Source organism: Meiothermus sp., assembly GCF_037443965.1.
Taxonomy (GTDB): domain Bacteria; phylum Deinococcota; class Deinococci; order Deinococcales; family Thermaceae; genus Meiothermus.
Map to the genome: position 1 here is coordinate 1 of NZ_JBBINI010000046.1, position 17276 is coordinate 17276.

Genomic DNA, 17276 nt, shown 5'->3' on the forward strand with positions numbered 1-17276 from the left:
CACCCAGACGTAGGTAGCCACCAGGAGGGTTTCTGCGTCAAGATAGTACAGGGGGTGCTCTCTGTGGGTTTCCATAGCACCCCCTCTTTTTTACATCCCCTGGGGTAGGTCAAGTAGCACACGAAGGTATCTGTGTAAGCTGCGGTATACTCGCCCCGAGACCTCCTTATTCACTTGGACTCACGTAAATACCAGGTTTCTTCATCGGGTCTCAAAACTTCCCTCGAGGTTCCGTGCCCATGATGCACGTATCCAAAGCGACTAACCCTCAACCCTTCATGAGCCCGACCCACTACCGTCTTTCCACACGCCTTGCCCGCCATCTTCGCAGCACTGGCAGTCAGCTTTCGGAACATACCCTGGCCGAGCAAGTGCTGGCCTCGCCGGGTTTGCCAAAGGGTGCCTGGACCAGCGAACTGCTTCGAGATTTGCTGGATGGGCGTTTCGAGCGAGGCGAAGCCGGGATTGGTTTGTGGGAGTGGAAATATAGCTTTCCGGCCCAGGGTGAAGCGATTGTGGTGCTGGATGTGGAGACCACGGGTCTATCGCCCGATCAAAACGAAATTATCGAACTTGCCCTGGTGCGTTTAGAGAATGGCCAGCGCACGGTGTTTGAACGCTTGGTGAATCCAGGCGTTCCGATACCGCCCTTCATCAGCCGCCTGACCGGGATTCGCAACGAAGATGTGCACGGGGCAGCCGACATCTATACTGTTTTGCGCGAAGCCCTGCCAATGCTTGAAGGGGCAACCCTGGTCATTCAGAATGCCAGTTTCGACCTGGGGTTTTTACGGCCTCGCCTCAGGTGGCTGGGATACCGACTGGAAAATCCTGTGGTTGACACGATACACTGGGCGCGCAAAGCTCTGCCGGGCTTGAGCAAACGCGGTTTGGATTCACTTGCTTGGGCTTTTGACCTTGGCCCCATCACGGGCCGCCACCGTGCGCTGGGTGATGTGGAAACCACGCTTCAGGTAGCCTACGAAATGTATTACATGCTTACCGCCGGTAAGCCCTGTCCGGTCAGCCAAGTGGTTGCTGCAAGAGCTTTTTAGGAAACCTATGACTGCGCGCTACGTTCTCACCAGTGCTTGCCTCACCAGCGGAACCATGAACCTTACCCAGTCGCTGCGGGTTTTTTTGCAGGGCAGGGATAAAATTGTCCTTCGGGATGAAGATGGGGAAACCTACGATGCTTGTGTGAACTGGCAACACAACCGCCTCGAGGGCCTTGCGCCCTACTATGCCAAGCGGCGCCTGGGTGTCAACGATAAAATTGCCCTGCACCTAGAGGGAGGGGAGATTGGGCTGGAGGCCCTCACGCCCTCGGCCAAGCCGGCCCGGCCCCGCTCGACCGAGTCGGAGCGCCCTAGGCCTCAGCCTGCCGAACCCCTCCCGGAAAAACCGGAAAAACGGGTAAAGGTCACCCCATACCCCAAAGAGGTCATATTCCCGCACAAGCCCGCTACCAGTGAAGTACCTGCCTTTTCCGCCGACCTCGAGGTCCTGGGCTTCAGCCGCGAATCGAGCAGCGCACCCTGGGTGTTCAGGGCTGCAATGGGCCGCCGTACCTTTCACCTGGCCCTGGCCAAGTTTGGCGAGATGGAGGCCAAGGAACTGCTGTCTTACCGGCAGCAAGGCCGCGTGCAGTACGCGGCTATTGTGGTGGGGGAGTCCTCTAAAGCCGAAGCCCTGGCCGAGATTGCCACGGTCCGGCCCTCGGGTTTGTTGCAGGTAGGCCTGGGTTATGTCTCCCCCGAAGCTTTGCAGCGCCTGGCCAAGCTCAGGAGTGCCTTCCCGGTTGGCCCGCTGGATATCGAGCGACTGCTGCGGGAGGGCCGGATTGACCTCGAGGCTATACAAGGCCTCGAGAACGAAATTTCTAAGGTACTGCACGAGCGGGGACACTTCTCGGCGGTTTTAACGCTCCTGGCCGACCAACGCCCTCAACAGGTCTTCCTGCTGGCCGACCTGATGCCCATGGCGCGGGAGATGAACCTCGAGGCCGATCATCTGCAAGAGGTGCTTCAGAGCCTCAGCAGCCCCCCCTTCCTGCTTCTAAAGCGCCTTTCGCCGGGTGAGTTTCTGATGCGCCAGTCGGTCGAGCAAGCCCTGGCCGACTGGGCCGAGTACGCCCAGGTGATGTCACGGCGCTTGCAAGGGGTATTGCAGGACTGGTAGCGCCAATCTTTCATACCGTTTCCGCTTGAATCCTTCACCTTGGGCGCAGTCAGAGGTGAAGGATTCAAGCCGACTGAAGTGCGTATCGCCCCCCTGGCTGGTGGCGAGATGGTTACCCATTGCAGCCATGCTCGGTCTTGATGGTGTTTTTGGAATTGCTTCAGGTGAAGAGCGATTGAAGACGGGCCTCGAGCATATTCGCCGCCTTTTGGCTTAGGGTCAGCCGGAGTTTGAGCACCAGTTTGCGGCTCCACTCCTCGAGTTCACCCAGGTTTTGTTTACTCTCAATTTCTGGCAGAAACTTTTTGGCGCGCTCTCCTAGCTCGGTCTCCAGGACGGCAAATAGCTGGGCCTTGGTGGTATCCAGCTTAGTTGGCGTGGGCACGATGGGTTGTGGGTCTGATGATCGGCTTGGAGGGTCCTGGGAGGATGCTACCTTCTCAATTAGGCCATGCTCGAGCAAAGCGGATAGTGTTTTATTCAGAACGTCCAGTGGAAGCTGGGTACGCTGGGCCAGTACGATGTCACTTATCTCTTCGCGACAAAGGGAGTAAACCAGCCGCTCATCGCGGTTGAGGAGGATATCAAGTGCTTTGGTGCTCTGGCGATAGATTTGCATCAGCCCTCGAGTGCCGCCAGCACGGCCTGTACAAGCCGCAGAACCAGCAAAACAAAAATTGCTCCAAATAGCAAAATCAGACTCACCAGTACCAAAAGCGTGTCCACCGGGCGGCTCCAGGTCAGAACTCCCATAATCAAGTAACCCAGAGCGAAAAGCGAAATAAACAGATTGAGTTGCGATAGCCGCTCACCAATAATCCCACCGGGTGCCTTGCCCTTCATCTGGAAGCCGGTGTAGGTGTTATAGAGCATCAAAAGAAACCCCAGCACCAAAAGAACCTGTACCATGAAGCCCCCCCTTCATTTGCCGGACAGCAGTGTTAGGTTCTAATGCCCATTATAAAACTCGGAGCTCGAGTAGATAGTTCATTTTCAGCTACAGTCCAAGCCCACAGGACAGTCCCGTGGGCTTGGCCGAGAACGCTCGTCTGAAGGGGTAGACTTGAGCAGGCTTACATATTCTCGATCAAGGCCTGACCAAACTCGCTGCACTTGAGGAGGGTGGCGTTGCGGCCTTCGGCCACCATAAGGCGGTGGAAATCGTAGGTTACGCGCCCTTGGGCAATGGTCTTGGTCATGGCGTGGATAATCAGGTCGGCTGCCTCGGTCCATCCCATGTATCGCAACATCATCTCGCCCGAGAGAATCACCGAGCTGGGGTTGACCTGATCTTTGCCGGCATACTTCGGGGCTGTACCGTGGGTGGCCTCAAAGACCGCATGCCCGGTGTAGTAGTTGACGTTGGAACCCGGGGCTATACCGATGCCCCCCACCTGGGCGGCCAGGGCATCGGAGAGGTAGTCCCCGTTGAGGTTGAGGGTGGCGACCACGCTGTATTCGGCGGGCCTCAGCAGAATCTGCTGCAGGAAGTTATCAGCGATCATGTCCTTGACGATGATTTGTTTGCCGGTTTTGGGGTTGGTAAAGGTTTGCCAGGGGCCGCCATCCAGGTCTACCGCGCCGTACTTGCTTTTGGCGAGGGCATACCCCCAGTCGCGGAAAGCCCCCTCGGTAAACTTCATGATGTTGCCCTTGTGTACCAGCGTGACCGAGGGCAGGTCGTTGTCAATGGCATAGTTGAGGGCGGCCTCCACCAGGCGGTGGGTTCCTTCCTCCGAAACCGGCTTGATGCCGATGCCTGCGGTATGGGGAAAGCGTATTTTACTATAAGGTTTGGGGAACTCGGCCTGGAACCACTCGAGGAACTTCTTGACCTCCGGAGTATCCTTGGCAAACTCGATGCCGGCGTAGATATCCTCGGTGTTTTCGCGAAAGATCACCATGTTGACCAGTTCTGGGTGGCGCACCGGGCTGGGCACCCCTTCAAACCACTGCACCGGGCGCACGCAGGCATACAAATCCAGCTCCTGGCGCAGGGCTACGTTGATGGAGCGTATCCCGCCGCCAACCGGCGTGGTAAGCGGCCCCTTGATGGCAACCAGGTATTCGCGGATGAAGTCCAGGGTTTCCTCGGGAAGCCAGACCACCTCGCCATACACCTGATTGGCCTTTTCACCCGCATAGATTTCTGTCCAGGCGATTTTGCGCCTTCCGCCATAGGCTTTGGTAACCGCAGCATCCAGTACCGGCTGCGAGGCTCGCCAGATGTCCGGGCCGGTGCCATCGCCCTCGATAAAGCCCACAATGGGGTGGTCGGGTATCTGTAATTTTCCATCGTGAATGGAAATCTTCTCGCCGACAGGAACAGTAATTTTCTTGTAAGCCATAGCACCCAAAGCATAACAGAAGCCGGGGACTAAAGCCGCACTGCCTCGACAGGCAGCCCTGGTTTGCCTGTTGGAATCTTCCCTGCATTCCAACGCCAAGCTTTCCAGCCTGGGATTATAGTGGTTCTAAACCTATTGCTAGGTCTGTCTTTCCTGCTCAGCTTTCTGCTCCAGCAACTGATAAAAGCCCCTGGCGTTGTGGAGATAGTGAGCCAGCATTCCAGGAACCAGACTTCCGGTGAGTAAATAGGCGGTTCCAAACATCAGACCACCACAAAAAATGAACAACGGATAGGCCCAGGCCCTGCGGTCTGGCACCGGATGGAGCACCGTAAATACCACGGCCTGTAGCAATACACCCAGCCAGCCGCCCCACAGGGCGTTTTGCAATGCTCCACGGAAAAACACTTCCTCGCTTACCCCGGAAGCCAAGGCCAGTAGCAAAGCTTGGGGGTGGCGGACGCCCTCGGAGCGCATCAGCACCCCAATTTGACCGTGTAGAACTTCGGTAACCCGGAAGCTGGCAGGAAAGAGGCGGGAAAACAGGAGCTCGAGCCCCATCAGCCCGAAATACAGCAGAAAAAAGACCACCGTATCCCGTAGCGGGTCGGGATTCTGCAGGGCTGAATAGCCTGCGAGGCTCATCCAAAGCAAGCCGATCAGCAAAAGCCCGAGCTGGATCAGCATGAAAAATCGAAACATGAATGGGTCAAGATCCTTCGCTACCGATATTGAAGCCCTGCTCGAGCAGTTTCCGCGAATACGCTCTGAAGGCCAGAAGGGTTTGGGTGCGCTCGATGCCCTTCAGCTTGCGTAAACCCAGGGTGACGATGTCGTCGAGCTGCTCAAAATCCTTAAAGCGCAGAATGGCTACCAAATCCCATTCCCCTGTTACCGAGTACACCTCGGCCACCCCCGGAATCTCAGCGACCGACTCCGCGGTCTCGGCGGTGGATTCGCGGCTGGTCTGTATCAGGACAAAGGCTGTAATCATGTCTGGATGATACTCCGGGAGGCGTTTGTAAACCATGGGGGCAAAGGGGGGTGAGCGCGCTGGGTTCCGTATTTCAAGGCGTGTGGGTGTGCAAGGGGTGGGGGGTCTCGAGGATCAGTTGGGGTCGGAAACGCACCACATCGGCCGAGACAAAGTGCAAAGGAATCCCATTCCATTCCTGGGGCAGTCTTTGGGGGTCGGCACCGTGCAGGTGTCCGTAGACCACGCAGGTGGGCCGGTACTGGTCTATCAACTCAGTAAAGCCGGTGGCCCCCCCGGTCGGACCATAGGGCGGGTAGTGCATGGCCAGAATCAGGTATTCATACGCCCGGCCCTGGACGGTCTTGAGCGAGAGCGCCAGCCGTTCCACCTCTCGCTTGTAGATTTTTTCGTCCTCTAGGCTAAAGTTGTAGCTTCCGGGGGTGTCCCAGCCCCGGCTTCCGGCCACGGCAACGTTGCCGATAATCAGGGAGTCGTGCTGTAAGGCATGCATGCGGGGGGGGAGCACCTGGCGCAGTCGGGTAATGGACGGCCACCAGTAGTCGTGGTTGCCGCGCAAGAGAATCTTGGTGCCGGGCAGTTGGGCGAGGTCGGCCAGGTCTACCATGGCCTCGGGCAGTTTCATGGCCCAGGAGATATCCCCCGCCATGATGACCAGATCGTCGTCGTTCACGGTTTTACGCCACTCTTCAAAAACAGCTTCGGGGTGTCCGTCCCATTCGGCCCCGAAGATATTCATGGGCTTGGGAAAGGCCTTGGACAGATGGATGTCGGCAATAGCGAAGACGCGCATAAACGGGCTTAGTGCTCCGGTAACTTAATTCCTGGGATGGATTTGGCTCCCCTAATATCTGGGAGTTGCTTTGAGCGCTTCATTTTGGGAACTTCACGGCATATCAATCTTTAACTTACCAAACCACTTAGGGTCTTTTGAACGGGCCTCGAGGACGATTTCCTTTAGGATGCCACCCTCCGTGCCGGAGGGAAACCAGATAGCAGTGTCTAGTGTCGAGGGTTCAGGGCCAAGCGTCAAGTACCGCGCTGAACAGAGCTGAAATCAATTCGCATCGCATATGACATGGATGCAAGACAGAAACCTGATGTATCGGCATAACACTCCCATTACGTTTGTGGCATAATTGAAAAAATGAAGGATGAAACCCCAGACGAACTGTTCATGTATGCGGTGCGGGTGTTGGGCGCACGGGCCTACTCGGAGTCGGTGTTGCGCCAAAAGCTGGCCCGACGGGCCAAGCCGGAGGTGGTGGGCGCAGTGTTGCAACGGGTCAAGAGTCTGGGGTATCTCGATGACCAGCAGTACGCCGAGGGCTACACCCGGCTTTACGCGGGCAAGTGGGGTGCGGCTAAACTGCGCCGGGTGCTGCTGGAAAAGGGTGTTGCTCGCAGCATTGTAGACCGAGTTCTGGCCGAGCAGGAGTCCCAGAGCGACCCGGTACAAGAGGCCGTTGGTTTGTTGGACCGGTATAAAAACCGCCATAAAGGCGAAAAGCCCAGAGCCATCCGCTTCTTGGTGAACCGTGGCTACAACCTGGGCAACGCGCTAGCGGCCTGGGAACGCTTCATCAAACAAGCGACCGCACCATAGGTTCGAGGCGGGCTTTTTGTGCTTTCAAGAGGAATTCCCCGATCTGTGGGCTGGTTTTGCCGATGAGTAACCTTGCCAAGTGACCTGCAGGCCGTGCAAGTCCCAACGAAACGTGCTAAAGCGTTTCCTCAGTCGAGCATTCCCAAAAAAGCTGCGAGCGAAATCCAACGTTCGCCCCTCCTGCTTGAGCTGCTCGAGGGTCGCTTGATCGAAACGGAGAGAGAGTTTATTCAAGCCCGCTTGAAGTGTGGGTTGCTCGGCCTGGGTTAGTACGATCTCGTTATCTTGGCGTAGGGCTTGAGCTGCACTCAACAGCCGCACTGCTTGGGCGGTATTGTGTTGGATGAGCAACAAGGCCAAGGTCTCCAGATAACGGGCTATGGTGTGATGGTCGGTGGTTTGTTGGGCGATAGGAAAGCCAGTGCGAAGATATTCTCTAGCTTCGGTAGGATTCCCTTCTTGCAAAGCAGTCTCGGCCAGCCCCAATAATCTGTAGGCGACACCGGGTTTGAGCCCCAGAGCCTGGTGGGTTCTGAGCCCCTGACCGGAAAGTTGCCTGGCGGCTGCGAGGTGGCCTTTTTGCAGCAGAGCCTTAACGGCAGCAATTTCATCATCGCGCCCAATAAGCGAGGTTCGGGCTGCGGGTAGCTGGCTCGAGGGCGGTTCGGGCTTGGGTTCTATAGGGATGGCCTCGAGATGCTGGGTCAGTTCAAGCAAATCGGCCCGCAGGAGCTGCTGTAGTTCCTCGAGGTTCGTAAATGGTTTGGGTGCTTTACCCCTGGCCTGCATGGCCTGAAGCAACTGGGTAAGGGAAGCCTCCCGCTCTGGGGCTGGCTCTTTGATATAGAGCAACTGAGGCAGATGGGAAGCCAGGTGAAACTCGTCTTCGATTCCGGATACCGCCATATTGGGGGCGATCCAGCCATAGCGTTGGTGGTAAATGCCCACAAAAACCTGGCTTTGTTGGATATAGGGCCGGTACAGGCTTGGCGGGGGATGGGGCCTGGCTCCCATCTCGAACATCACGCAGGTATGACCCAACTGCGTTAATCAAGGTTCCACCCACCGCGGCCACCAGGGTGTAGTTGGAAAGAGCATATAAGGGCTGGGGCAGCATCAGATTGATCTGTTCAATGTGGGTGTAGATGCGTTGAATGATCCGACTCTGGCGCAAGGCAATAAAAAACAGTGCTCCAAGGACAGCCCAGATCAACAGTGCAACTCCCAGGTCAATTGCCAGGCTCAAACTGGAAGAACCCCACAAAATAAAAGGGTGCACCGGTCTCATGATGATCAGCCAGTAAACGATGCCAAAGCTTGCGCCTACCGGCGTGGCAGCCAGTGTAGCGAGGGCTGGGGCCACCGAAAGCTGATACCGGAGCTCGTGATAGTCCGCCTCGCTTGGGCCCAAGGTGGGGCGAATGGTTTCGAGTGCTTCTAGGGCGGCTCGAATCAAGTAGCGAATGAGCAATAATCCCCAGGGAATATAGCTCGCTGCCAGAATTTGCAGGGGTAGGAATTGCCCCACGGCCAAACTGCCATCCCACCACTTGGCCAGGGTTTGGGCCAGCGCCAGCGACACAAACAACCCAAAATAGGGAAGCCAGAACCACATTCCCAGCGCATCCCATCTCGAGATCAGCCAGTTCGCCCAGGAGGCTGGATAGGGTCGGAGATATGTTTTGTGCATAGCGGTCACATAGGCAACTTATATATGGATTGTTAAATAGAGTCTATCACGAGTTGGCCCCCAGTGCGAATACCCGCAATTTGTCGGTGAGAAACCGCAAAGAAAAAACCAAAGCGCAAGGGGTGTGGAGAATAAAGAGTTTCTTTGCTGTTCGGCATGGATAGATTTGAAATAAAGCCACCAAATGTGCCCCCGATAGAGATTTCGTCTATGGATTTGCCAGAAGCATTCTTGGGGTTTGTGGCAGCGCAACTTTATCAAGAGTCCCCTTATCGCGCTCTTCACAGACGTGGCCTCCCATCCGAGAGGCTACTGTACTGTGCAGGACAAAACAATCAAGCTGTGGGCGGCTTAATAATTGCGAAGGGCGCTCTAATCCCAACGGCCATAATTGTTTTGCATACAGTGCAGTGAAATGTACTCGGTGTGACAAAAAAAGGGCGACCAGGGTCGCCCTAAGGGTCTTGGTCTTGGCTAGCCCAACTTGGCCCGCACGTACTCCACAATCTCGTCAATGGTTTCGGCTACCGGCACATCGGCATCGGCAAAGGCGGCCAGCTTGCTCTCGGGTGTACCCACGTTGCCCATGATGATGGCCCCCGCATGGCCCATTTTCTTACCCTTGGGGGCGCTGCGCCCACCGATAAAGCCCACCACCGGCTTTTTCATGTGTTCTTTGATGTAAGCGGCAGCGTCTTCCTCATCCGAACCGCCAATCTCGCCGCAAACCACCACCGCGTGGGTTTCGGGATCGTCGTTGAACATGGGCAAAAGGTCTTTGAAGGTAGTACCGATAATGGGGTCACCCCCGATGCCAATGCAGGTCGAGATGCCATAGCCCGCGTCGGAAAGAGCCTTGGCGGTTTCGTAGGTTACCGTGCCGGAACGGGAAATCAGCCCTACCCGGCCCTTTTTGAACACGCTGGCCGGCATGATGCCCAGCTTGCACTCCTCGGGGGTGATCAGACCTGGGCAGTTGCCGCCGATCAGGCGCACGTTGCCCAGGGATTTGATCTCGGCCACGGCCTTGACCATATCCATGGTTGGAATACCCTCGGTAATCAGCACCACCAGCGGAACCCCCGCGTGGGCGGCCTCGAGGGCAGCGTCGGCTGCGCCCGGTGCGGGCACAAAGATGATCGAAGCGTCAATGTGGTGATGAACAGATGCTTCCTTGACGGTATCGTAGACCGGCAGACCCAGCGTGGTCTGTCCACCTTTACCCGGAGTAACACCCGCTACTACCTTGGTGCCGGCTTTGATCATGGCCTCGGCGTGGAAGGCTCCCTCCCGCCCCGTGATGCCCTGGACAATCACGTTGGTTTTTTTGTTGACCAGGATGCTCACTTTGCACCTCCCGTCATCGAGATAATGGCTTTGGCTGCCTCTACTGATGTGGGATACATATAAACTGGACGGCCTTTTAAGAGGGCCTTGGCTTCTTCTTCGGCAGTACCCGCCACGCGCATGGCCACGGGCTTGGTCAGGATACCCTCGTCCATAGCCCGGATTACACCCTTAGCTACTTCGTCGGCGCGGGTGATACCCCCGAAGATATTGATGAAAACCCCTTTCACATCGGGGTCTTTGAGTACCACCTTCAGAGCGTTGTAGACAATATCGGCTTTGGCCCCACCACCAATATCCAAGAAGTTGGCAGCTTTGCCCCCGGTTCGTTGCACCAGGTCGAGGGTGTACATCACCAGCCCCGCCCCGTTGCCAATTACGCCCACGCTGCCATCGAGTTTGACGTAGCTAAAGCCATAGTTGGAGGCCTCGACTTCTAAGGGGTGTTCGGCCTCAAACTCGCGCAGCGGGGTAAGGTCGGGGTGACGATGCAGAGCATTGTCGTCCAGCACGATTTTAGCATCAGCGGCCACCACCTCGCCGGTATCGGTGATAACCAGCGGGTTGATCTCGGCTGTGGAAGCGTCAATGCCCACGTAGGCCTGATAGAGCTTAACCAGCACGTCGGCCAGTTTGTTGAGGTTGCCCTCCATGCCCGCCCGCTTGACCAGTTCCCGTGCCTCAAACGGGCGCAGCCCGGTGGCGGGGTTGATGGGGTACTTGATCAGCGCATAGGGACGGGTCGCGGCCACTTCTTCAATATCCATGCCCCCTTCTTTAGAGAGCATCAGCACCACCCGCTGGGTGACCCGGTCCAGAATCATGCCCGCATAGTATTCCTTGGCAATATTTATTCCTTTGGCTACCAGCACCTTTTTGGTGATGAAGCCCTTGATGTTCAGTCCCAGAATTTGAGCTGCTTTTTCGCGGGCCTCTTCAGGGGTTCGGGCTAGCTTCACCCCCCCTGCTTTGCCGCGCCCCCCGGTGTGTACCTGGGCTTTGATGACGACCAGATCGCCATACTCGGTGGCAATTTGCTTGGCTTCATCGGCAGTAAATGCGACCTTGCCTGGGGGAACTGGGATGCCGTACTTGGCTAGGATGTCTTTGGCTTGATATTCGTGTAGATTCACGCTTGCCTCCGGTGGTGTGCTTGATTTTACGGGTTACTCATTGAGCACTCCATTTTGCCGTCCGCCATTATAAGTTCTTTCCTCTAGCTCTGAAATGCCACCCTCCATACCAAGACGTTTGATGCAGACTCGAGATTACAGGCAAGATGTTGAGGGTATTGTGTACTTTATGTTTCCCAGTAAGAAACTATCTACCGTTTGTTCAGTTTCCAAGTAAAAGAAGTGAAATAAGTACACCGGATTCTGAGAGCCTCGAGGCTAATCTGTAATGCTCTGGTAACTGTTTGGTGAAAGGGTAGAGGTGGAAAGGAGCCTGTTTCGCCAGAATATGTAGGTACGAGACTGCCAGCAAGCATGGACTGGGCGCAATTTCTGAGCGATTTTTGCGAATCCATTGCCCGAAGCATGCAATACTGGCTGGGTAATCAAGCAGGCATGACTATAAACAGGAGGGGTCTTATGAAAAATAACCCACAGACCTGGGGCTGGATTTTGGTGGCTCTCGGGGTCTTGTTCTTACTTCAAAACCTGGGCTTTCAGATCGCTGGCTGGATCTGGGGGAGCATTTTCCTGGCAGCAGGGGCAGGTTTTATCTGGTACTACCAACAAAACCATAGCCAGTGGTGGGCGCTCATACCAGGCTTTACCCTGCTGGGCCTGGGCACCTTGATCCTGTTCGAACCCATCCTGGGCGGCAACCTGGGAGGAGGTGTCTTTTTGGCTGCGATAGGCCTGGGCTTTGTGGCGGTTTATTTTGTTCGACCTGGCAACTGGTGGGCCTTGATTCCTGGGGGTACGCTTATAACCCTGGGCGCGGTAGCTGGCTCGGGCGCGCGGGATAACGCCGGGGGGGCGCTGTTCTTCCTGGGACTGGCCATTACCTTTGGGGTGGTCTACCTGGTGGGGCAACGTTGGGCGGTATTCCCGGCACTGGCCTGCTTGGCCCTGACCCTGGTTACCGCAACGGCGTTGCAGGGCCTGCTGGCCTACCTTTTCCCGCTGGCCCTGTTGGTGGCGGGCATTTACCTGCTGATGCGACGGGGTGGTTCCAGCGCAGGGGCTGGTCCATCGGAAGGGCAGTTCAAGGCGAAGGAGGGGGAGCAATGAACGCACCCAAGCGTTTGTACCGTAGCCGCAATCAAAAGATGATCTGGGGCATCTGTGGGGGTATTGCGGAGTACCTTAACGTTGATCCGACCGTGGTACGGCTGTTGTTTGTGCTGGCCGCAATTGTCTGGGGTGGCGGGGTACTGGCCTATCTTGTGCTGTATTTCGTGATGCCGGAAGCCCCCCCCATCAACGAACCGGAGGTGGGGCAAGGTGGATAGGCCGGGCGCACCATGTAAGCTGTACCGGAGCCGCAGGGACGAGCAGATCAGTGGGGTCTGTGCGGGGTTGGCCGAGTACCTGGGGGTCGAGGCGGTCTGGGTGCGGGTTGCTTTTGTACTTCTGACCCTGATCAATGGTGTTGGTATTCTGCTTTACCTTGTTCTGGCCCTGGTGATTCCGAAAGAGCCAGAAGAAGAAGGCCAGGACAGCCTAAAACCCGATGTAGAGCAAACCCTGCGTGAAGGAGCGCAGAACCTACAGGCGCGGGCTAAAGAGGTTTCCGAGCGGATGCAAGGAGGCCAGGGATCCCAACTGCTGGGTTGGGCGTTGGTGGTGGGGGGGGCCTGGTTTTTGCTGCGGCAACTGGGCTGGATTCGGGTGGACGAAGACCTGATATTTCCGTTGCTGCTGATTGGGATAGGGGTTCTGGTATTGCTGCGTAGGGCCGGAAGGTAGGTGGTGATATGGTGCAAAAAACCGCTCCAGGTGGACGGAGTTGGTGGGGTATTGCCCTCATTGCAATAGGGGTGTTATGGCTTTTTACCAGTTTGGGTTGGTTTTCCTGGGACTTCTGGGCTGATGTCTGGCTGCTATGGCCGCTGGTGCTAATCCTGCTCGGACTCAACTTCCTGTTGCGCGATAACCCGAAACGTATCCCGGTGCTGCTGGCGGTGGCGCTGGTGGGTGGGGGACTGCTCTGGACGTGGAACGCACGGCCAGGGGCACAGGGCGCTTTGGAGCAAATATCCATTCCACTGGGCCAGGTGAACCGGGCGCAAATTCGACTTGCGCCAGGGGTGGGGCAGCTCGAGGTATCCGCGCTGGAAGAAGGCTCTGCCAGTCTGATTGAAGGGCAAATTCGGCTGTTGCCCGGTGAGCGCTTAGAGCGTCGCAGCGATGTGCAGGGTAGCGAGGCAACGGTAGCTTTAGAGGCTCGAGGGCGCACCAGTGGCGCTGTTCGGAGCCGTGAGGGCTGGGAGCTCCGGCTCTCGCCCAGGGCTGAGCTTCGATTGGTGGTCAACACGGGGGTAGGAGAGGCGGTGCTCAACCTGCGCAACCTTCAGGTGAGCAGCCTGGATGTGAACAGCGGGGTCGGGCGGGTGCAGATCGAACTGCCCGAGCAGGGCATCTACCGGGCTGAAATTGAGGGCGGGGTGGGGGAGCTGGATATTCGAATCCCGCAAAATGTGGCCGTGCGGCTGGAAGCCAAAACGGGTCTGGGGGGGCTGGAGGTGCCCAACGGTCTAATCAAGCTGGGCGACAACCGATATGAAAGCCCCGACTATGCTACTGCGGCGGACAAAGCCGACCTCGAGGTGAACGGCGGGGTGGGCCGGGTGGTAATAAGCAAGTAGCGTAGGGGCAAGGCAGGAAAGGTGGGCACTACCTGTGCAGAGGCGCTTTTCTTTTGGTGTCTGTAGGAATGGCGCTACCGCTCGGCTCTCGAGGCTGGGCGGTCGCTTTCTTCGGTCTGGAGTTTTCCGAAAAGTAGACGACCGACCTGGGTTTGGATGGACTGGGTGATAACCACCCCCACCTCCTTGCCCTTGTAGGGGATGGCATCGTCTACCACGACCATGGTGCCATCTTCTAGGTAGCCCACCCCCTGGCCGGGTTCCTTGCCCTCTTTGACGATGGTGATGCTAAGGGTGTCGCCTTGCTGGAGTGGCGCCCGCAGGGCCGAGGCCAAAGCCTGCACCGAGAGGGTCTTGACCCCATAGATGCGGGAAAGTTGGGCCAGGGCGTGGTCGTTGGTGACCAGCGCCGCCCCTAGCTTCTTGGCTTCGGCTAAAATCTGGTCGTCCACCGGTTCATCGGATTCTTCGCCCTCGAGCACCTCGAGGCCCACGGTCAGTTTGAGTCGCTCGAGGGTATCCAGGCCCCGGCGGCCTTTGGCCCTCTTTTGGGCATCCGAAGCATCGGCGAACTGCTGCAATTCGCGCAGCACCTGCCGGGGCACAAACAGCGGGCCTTCCAGGAAGCCCATCTCGGCCACGTCCCCGATGCGGCCATCAATCAGCACCGAGGTATCGAGCACCTTGCCGCCCCGGGCCTTGACCGAGTGGGCTGGGGGGCGGGCCAGCCGAAAGTAGTCGCGGTTGGCGATGGCAAAGGCCGAAAGCGAGCTGACCAGCACGGCAGCGATAATCAAAGAATGAATCGCGGAAAACCCCGGAATCTGGTTTAGGAGGTTGGTGAGCAACACCGCCAACAAGAGACCGAGGCCCGAGGCCGCTGTAATGGCAACCGGGATCTCGGGTGGCAGGTGCTTGAGCCAGGCCTGGCCATGCTCCCAACGACGCTCCAACCAGTAGGCTAGACGCGGCACAACCAAAAAGCCCACCAGCAGCCCCACCACGCCCAGGTACAGACGGTTGAGGCTGGTCAGGCTGCCCATGGGGCTTATGCTTATGAGGTTGCTGACCTCGAGCCACACCCCTACCCGGTAGCCCAGGTAGGCAAACAGCCCATATAGTGTCCAACGCATCAGATTCATAAAAACTTGCTCACTGCTGCTTCCAGGCTTTTGAACTGGGGAGGGTGCACTAGACGCTTAAAACCGGCTCGTTGCCCTTCGCGCAGGCGGCGCTCGAGGCCCTCCACACTCCGCAGCTCGCCCGCCAGACCCACCTCCCCCACCACCGCGACTTCCTCGGGAAGGGGACGGCCTACTACAGCAGAATACACTGCCAAACCTACCGCCAAATCCAACCCCGGATCGAAGACCCGCAGACCACCGGCCAGGTTGACGTAAATATCGAGGTTGCCCAGCGGCAAGTTGAGCCTGCGCTCCAGTACCGCCAGCACCACATCTACCCGGCGGCTATCCAGCCCCTGCGAAACCCGGCGTGGGGCTGGGAAAGGTGTCCGGGCCGCCAGGGCCTGCACCTCCAAGGCCAGGGCCCGCTCGCCCGAAAGGCTGAGGGCTACCACCGAGCCGGGGGCTCCTACCGGCCTTTCGGCCAGAAAAGCCGCCGAGGGGTTGGCGACTTCCTCCATGCCTTCCTGGATCATGGTGAACACCCCCATCTCGCCCACCGGCCCGAAGCGGTTTTTACTGGAGCGCAAGACCCGGAAGTTGCCGGCCGTTTCCAGATACAAGGTGGCGTCCACCACGTGCTCGATCACCTTAGGCCCTGCCACAATGCCCTCTTTGGTGACGTGTCCCACCAAGACTGTGGTGACGTGGTGGTGTTTGGCAAAGCGGGTCAGCGCGGCGGTGGCGTCCCGCACGGCGACCAGCGACCCTGGCGAGGCAGTGGTCTCCAGGGTCTGGATGGAGTCCACGACCAGAAAATCTGGAGGGGAGGCCTCGAGGGTGGCCAGCATTGCGTCGAGTTGGGTTTCTCGCAGCAGCTCGAGTTCCCCCGAGATGCCCAGGCGCTTGGCCCGCAAACGAATCTGCCCCGGCGATTCCTCGCCCGCCAGGTAGATGACCCGTTTGCCCGTCTCCAGCATCTTTTGAGCTACCTGCAACAGCAAGGTGCTCTTGCCCACCCCAGGCTCGCCCCCCAGCAGCAATACCTCGCCGGGCACAAAACCCCCGCCCAGCACCCGGTCGAGTTCGCCAAGCTGGCTCGAGAAGCGTGCCTCCCCTCCCTCCGGAACGTCTGCCAATCGGGTAATGGATGCCGGGTTGGGCAGAGGCCGAGGCTGCGACAAACCCCCCTTGCCCCCTGCGGTGCCGGGCCTGGGTAGGGTGGCTTCTTCCTTGAAGCTATCCCAGGCTCCACAGTTGGGACAGCGGCCCAGCTCCTTTACCGATTTGTACCCGCATTCGATACAGCGATATTGAATAGAAGCTTTTGCCATCTAGCAGAAAGTGTAGTCGGTATGTTGCTCAAATTAAAGGCTTTGGTGCACGTTCGTCCTAGTACTTACCCGCCGTGTTCTTGTGTGGGCAATTGAACCAGCCACTGAGAGATTTCCACAGGTGGTTCGGCTGGTGAACGGAACGGTGTTTGCTGGGGAATTGTTCATGGTGCGGGTTGTTTATACACAACCCTGAACTTCTCGCATACCAGCGGCATGTCCAAGGTGGGTGTTTTGCCGATCTGAGCCAGGGTTCGGCCAAAGAACCGCCAGTGTCCCTCCCGCCAGTAGTCCAGTGATAGATCGCCTTCCCCCTCCTCTCGAGCAAACTCGGTATCCACGCCCTGATAGTTGTGGGTGGTGACTTCAGTGGTCTCGACGACCGCCAGGGCTCACCCGAGCCACTGAGCAAGACGGTAAGAGCGTCCACCACCGGGATTGGTCTGCCTTCGAACTGGTACTCCCAAAGTGCTGAGCAGGTTGCCGTCTTCTTTCCCAAGACAATCAAGCTGGCCAAATCATCCGCCAATTGGGGGTTGTCGTCCCAGGATTCGGCTCGATGGCGAGTCCGGTGGTGCGTTGAATTCTCGGGTAGGGTTGCTGGTGCTCCGGTAACTTAATTTCCGGGATGGATTTGGCTCCCCTAATATCTGGAAGTTGCTTTGAGCGCTTCATTTTGGGAACTTCACTGCATATCAATTTTTAACTTAACCCAAGTTGTCACCTACAAAATACTGGCCAGCCGCCTGAAGTTGTGGGCAAAGATGAAGCCCCACACCTTGAGCACAAACCCTTCGAGGGTCGTGGCATGAATCCGCTTGAGGAATAGCTCCGA

Annotated in this window: 19 protein-coding genes; 7 read left to right on the forward strand and 12 right to left on the reverse strand. The window is 57.5% G+C overall.

Going from position 1 to position 17276, the window contains the following annotated elements:
- The first annotated feature begins 278 nt into the window (after positions 1-278).
- Together WKI89_RS16615 and WKI89_RS16620 are read left to right on the forward strand one after the other, a co-directional pair.
- Positions 279-1055: a 3'-5' exonuclease gene (locus WKI89_RS16615; RefSeq protein ID WP_337871493.1), complete on the forward strand. Its 777-nt coding sequence runs from the start codon at positions 279-281 to the stop codon at positions 1053-1055.
- Positions 1056-1062: 7 nt separating this feature from the next.
- A complete protein-coding gene (locus WKI89_RS16620; RefSeq protein WP_337871494.1) occupies positions 1063-2181 on the forward strand; it encodes a hypothetical protein in 1119 nt (372 codons plus the stop codon).
- 160 nt (positions 2182-2341) lie between these two features.
- Here the strand turns inward: WKI89_RS16620 and WKI89_RS16625 are convergent, their stop codons facing one another.
- The 6 genes from WKI89_RS16625 to WKI89_RS16650 form a co-directional block, all read right to left on the reverse strand.
- Positions 2342-2800: a hypothetical protein gene (locus WKI89_RS16625; protein WP_337871495.1), complete on the reverse strand. Its 459-nt coding sequence runs from the start codon at positions 2798-2800 to the stop codon at positions 2342-2344.
- Positions 2800-3090 carry a hypothetical protein gene (locus WKI89_RS16630; protein ID WP_337871496.1) on the reverse strand — a complete coding sequence of 97 codons (291 nt, stop codon included), beginning with the start codon at positions 3088-3090 and terminating at the stop codon, positions 2800-2802. The genes WKI89_RS16625 and WKI89_RS16630 overlap by 1 nt, the downstream gene beginning before the upstream one ends.
- Positions 3091-3254: 164 nt before the next feature.
- A complete protein-coding gene (gene icd / locus WKI89_RS16635) occupies positions 3255-4529 on the reverse strand; it encodes an NADP-dependent isocitrate dehydrogenase (RefSeq protein ID WP_337871497.1) in 1275 nt (424 codons plus the stop codon).
- 138 nt (positions 4530-4667) lie between these two features.
- The gene (locus WKI89_RS16640; RefSeq protein ID WP_337871498.1) at positions 4668-5231 is read right to left on the reverse strand and encodes a CPBP family intramembrane glutamic endopeptidase; all 564 of its coding nucleotides are present in this window, start codon (positions 5229-5231) and stop codon (positions 4668-4670) included.
- A 7-nt stretch (positions 5232-5238) separates the two neighbouring features.
- Positions 5239-5523: an Lrp/AsnC ligand binding domain-containing protein gene (locus tag WKI89_RS16645; RefSeq protein WP_337871499.1), complete on the reverse strand. Its 285-nt coding sequence runs from the start codon at positions 5521-5523 to the stop codon at positions 5239-5241.
- A 73-nt stretch (positions 5524-5596) separates the two neighbouring features.
- Positions 5597-6316: a metallophosphoesterase gene (locus tag WKI89_RS16650; protein ID WP_337871500.1), complete on the reverse strand. Its 720-nt coding sequence runs from the start codon at positions 6314-6316 to the stop codon at positions 5597-5599.
- 354 nt (positions 6317-6670) lie between these two features.
- Here WKI89_RS16650 and WKI89_RS16655 point away from each other — a divergent pair, with 354 nt between their 5' ends.
- Entirely contained in the window at positions 6671-7129 is a 459-nt protein-coding gene (locus tag WKI89_RS16655) for a regulatory protein RecX (RefSeq protein ID WP_337871501.1), read from the forward strand.
- Between the two features lie 24 nt (positions 7130-7153).
- Here the strand turns inward: WKI89_RS16655 and WKI89_RS16660 are convergent, their stop codons facing one another.
- From WKI89_RS16660 to sucC, 3 genes are all read right to left on the reverse strand, one after another.
- Positions 7154-8170, reverse strand: coding sequence for a DUF4062 domain-containing protein (locus tag WKI89_RS16660; protein ID WP_337871502.1), 1017 nt, complete (start codon positions 8168-8170; stop codon positions 7154-7156).
- A gap of 1123 nt (positions 8171-9293) precedes the next feature.
- The gene (gene sucD, locus WKI89_RS16665; protein WP_337871503.1) at positions 9294-10166 is read right to left on the reverse strand and encodes a succinate--CoA ligase subunit alpha; all 873 of its coding nucleotides are present in this window, start codon (positions 10164-10166) and stop codon (positions 9294-9296) included.
- Positions 10163-11299 (reverse strand): ADP-forming succinate--CoA ligase subunit beta, encoded by a 1137-nt coding sequence (gene sucC / locus WKI89_RS16670; RefSeq protein WP_337871504.1) that lies wholly within the window; start codon positions 11297-11299, stop codon positions 10163-10165. Before sucC ends, sucD begins: the two co-directional genes overlap by 4 nt.
- 459 nt (positions 11300-11758) lie before the next feature.
- Between sucC and WKI89_RS16675 the strand changes: the two genes are divergently transcribed.
- The 4 genes from WKI89_RS16675 to WKI89_RS16690 are packed head-to-tail and all read left to right on the forward strand — an operon-like array spanning position 11759 to position 13983.
- Positions 11759-12406 (forward strand): hypothetical protein, encoded by a 648-nt coding sequence (locus WKI89_RS16675; protein WP_337871505.1) that lies wholly within the window; start codon positions 11759-11761, stop codon positions 12404-12406.
- Complete coding sequence (locus tag WKI89_RS16680; protein WP_337871506.1) at positions 12403-12627, forward strand: PspC domain-containing protein; 225 nt, start codon at positions 12403-12405, stop codon at positions 12625-12627. Before WKI89_RS16675 ends, WKI89_RS16680 begins: the two co-directional genes overlap by 4 nt.
- Positions 12620-13084: a PspC domain-containing protein gene (locus tag WKI89_RS16685; RefSeq protein WP_337871507.1), complete on the forward strand. Its 465-nt coding sequence runs from the start codon at positions 12620-12622 to the stop codon at positions 13082-13084. The genes WKI89_RS16680 and WKI89_RS16685 overlap by 8 nt, the downstream gene beginning before the upstream one ends.
- An 8-nt stretch (positions 13085-13092) precedes the next feature.
- On the forward strand, positions 13093-13983 hold the full coding sequence (locus WKI89_RS16690) for a DUF5668 domain-containing protein (protein ID WP_337871508.1): 891 nt from the start codon (positions 13093-13095) through the stop codon (positions 13981-13983).
- Positions 13984-14057: 74 nt separating this feature from the next.
- Here the strand turns inward: WKI89_RS16690 and WKI89_RS16695 are convergent, their stop codons facing one another.
- The 3 genes from WKI89_RS16695 to WKI89_RS16705 form a co-directional block, all read right to left on the reverse strand.
- Positions 14058-15125, reverse strand: a complete 1068-nt coding sequence (locus WKI89_RS16695; RefSeq protein WP_337871509.1) for a PIN domain-containing protein — start codon at positions 15123-15125, stop codon at positions 14058-14060.
- Positions 15122-16441, reverse strand: a complete 1320-nt coding sequence (gene radA / locus WKI89_RS16700; protein WP_337871510.1) for a DNA repair protein RadA — start codon at positions 16439-16441, stop codon at positions 15122-15124. Before radA ends, WKI89_RS16695 begins: the two co-directional genes overlap by 4 nt.
- 164 nt (positions 16442-16605) lie before the next feature.
- Positions 16606-16830, reverse strand: coding sequence for an ASCH domain-containing protein (locus tag WKI89_RS16705; RefSeq protein WP_337871511.1), 225 nt, complete (start codon positions 16828-16830; stop codon positions 16606-16608).
- Positions 16831-17276: the final 446 nt, after the last annotated feature.

Coding starts and splice junctions, on each gene's coding strand:
- WKI89_RS16615 (WP_337871493.1), top strand. CDS start 279: ATGAGCCCGACCCACTACCGTCTTTCCACACGCCTTGCCCGCCATCTT.
- WKI89_RS16620 (WP_337871494.1), top strand. CDS start 1,063: ATGACTGCGCGCTACGTTCTCACCAGTGCTTGCCTCACCAGCGGAACC.
- WKI89_RS16625 (WP_337871495.1), bottom strand. CDS start 2,800: ATGCAAATCTATCGCCAGAGCACCAAAGCACTTGATATCCTCCTCAAC.
- WKI89_RS16630 (WP_337871496.1), bottom strand. CDS start 3,090: ATGGTACAGGTTCTTTTGGTGCTGGGGTTTCTTTTGATGCTCTATAAC.
- icd (WP_337871497.1), bottom strand. CDS start 4,529: ATGGCTTACAAGAAAATTACTGTTCCTGTCGGCGAGAAGATTTCCATT.
- WKI89_RS16640 (WP_337871498.1), bottom strand. CDS start 5,231: ATGTTTCGATTTTTCATGCTGATCCAGCTCGGGCTTTTGCTGATCGGC.
- WKI89_RS16645 (WP_337871499.1), bottom strand. CDS start 5,523: ATGATTACAGCCTTTGTCCTGATACAGACCAGCCGCGAATCCACCGCC.
- WKI89_RS16650 (WP_337871500.1), bottom strand. CDS start 6,316: ATGCGCGTCTTCGCTATTGCCGACATCCATCTGTCCAAGGCCTTTCCC.
- WKI89_RS16655 (WP_337871501.1), top strand. CDS start 6,671: ATGAAGGATGAAACCCCAGACGAACTGTTCATGTATGCGGTGCGGGTG.
- WKI89_RS16675 (WP_337871505.1), top strand. CDS start 11,759: ATGAAAAATAACCCACAGACCTGGGGCTGGATTTTGGTGGCTCTCGGG.
- WKI89_RS16680 (WP_337871506.1), top strand. CDS start 12,403: ATGAACGCACCCAAGCGTTTGTACCGTAGCCGCAATCAAAAGATGATC.
- WKI89_RS16690 (WP_337871508.1), top strand. CDS start 13,093: ATGGTGCAAAAAACCGCTCCAGGTGGACGGAGTTGGTGGGGTATTGCC.
- WKI89_RS16695 (WP_337871509.1), bottom strand. CDS start 15,125: ATGAATCTGATGCGTTGGACACTATATGGGCTGTTTGCCTACCTGGGC.
- radA (WP_337871510.1), bottom strand. CDS start 16,441: ATGGCAAAAGCTTCTATTCAATATCGCTGTATCGAATGCGGGTACAAA.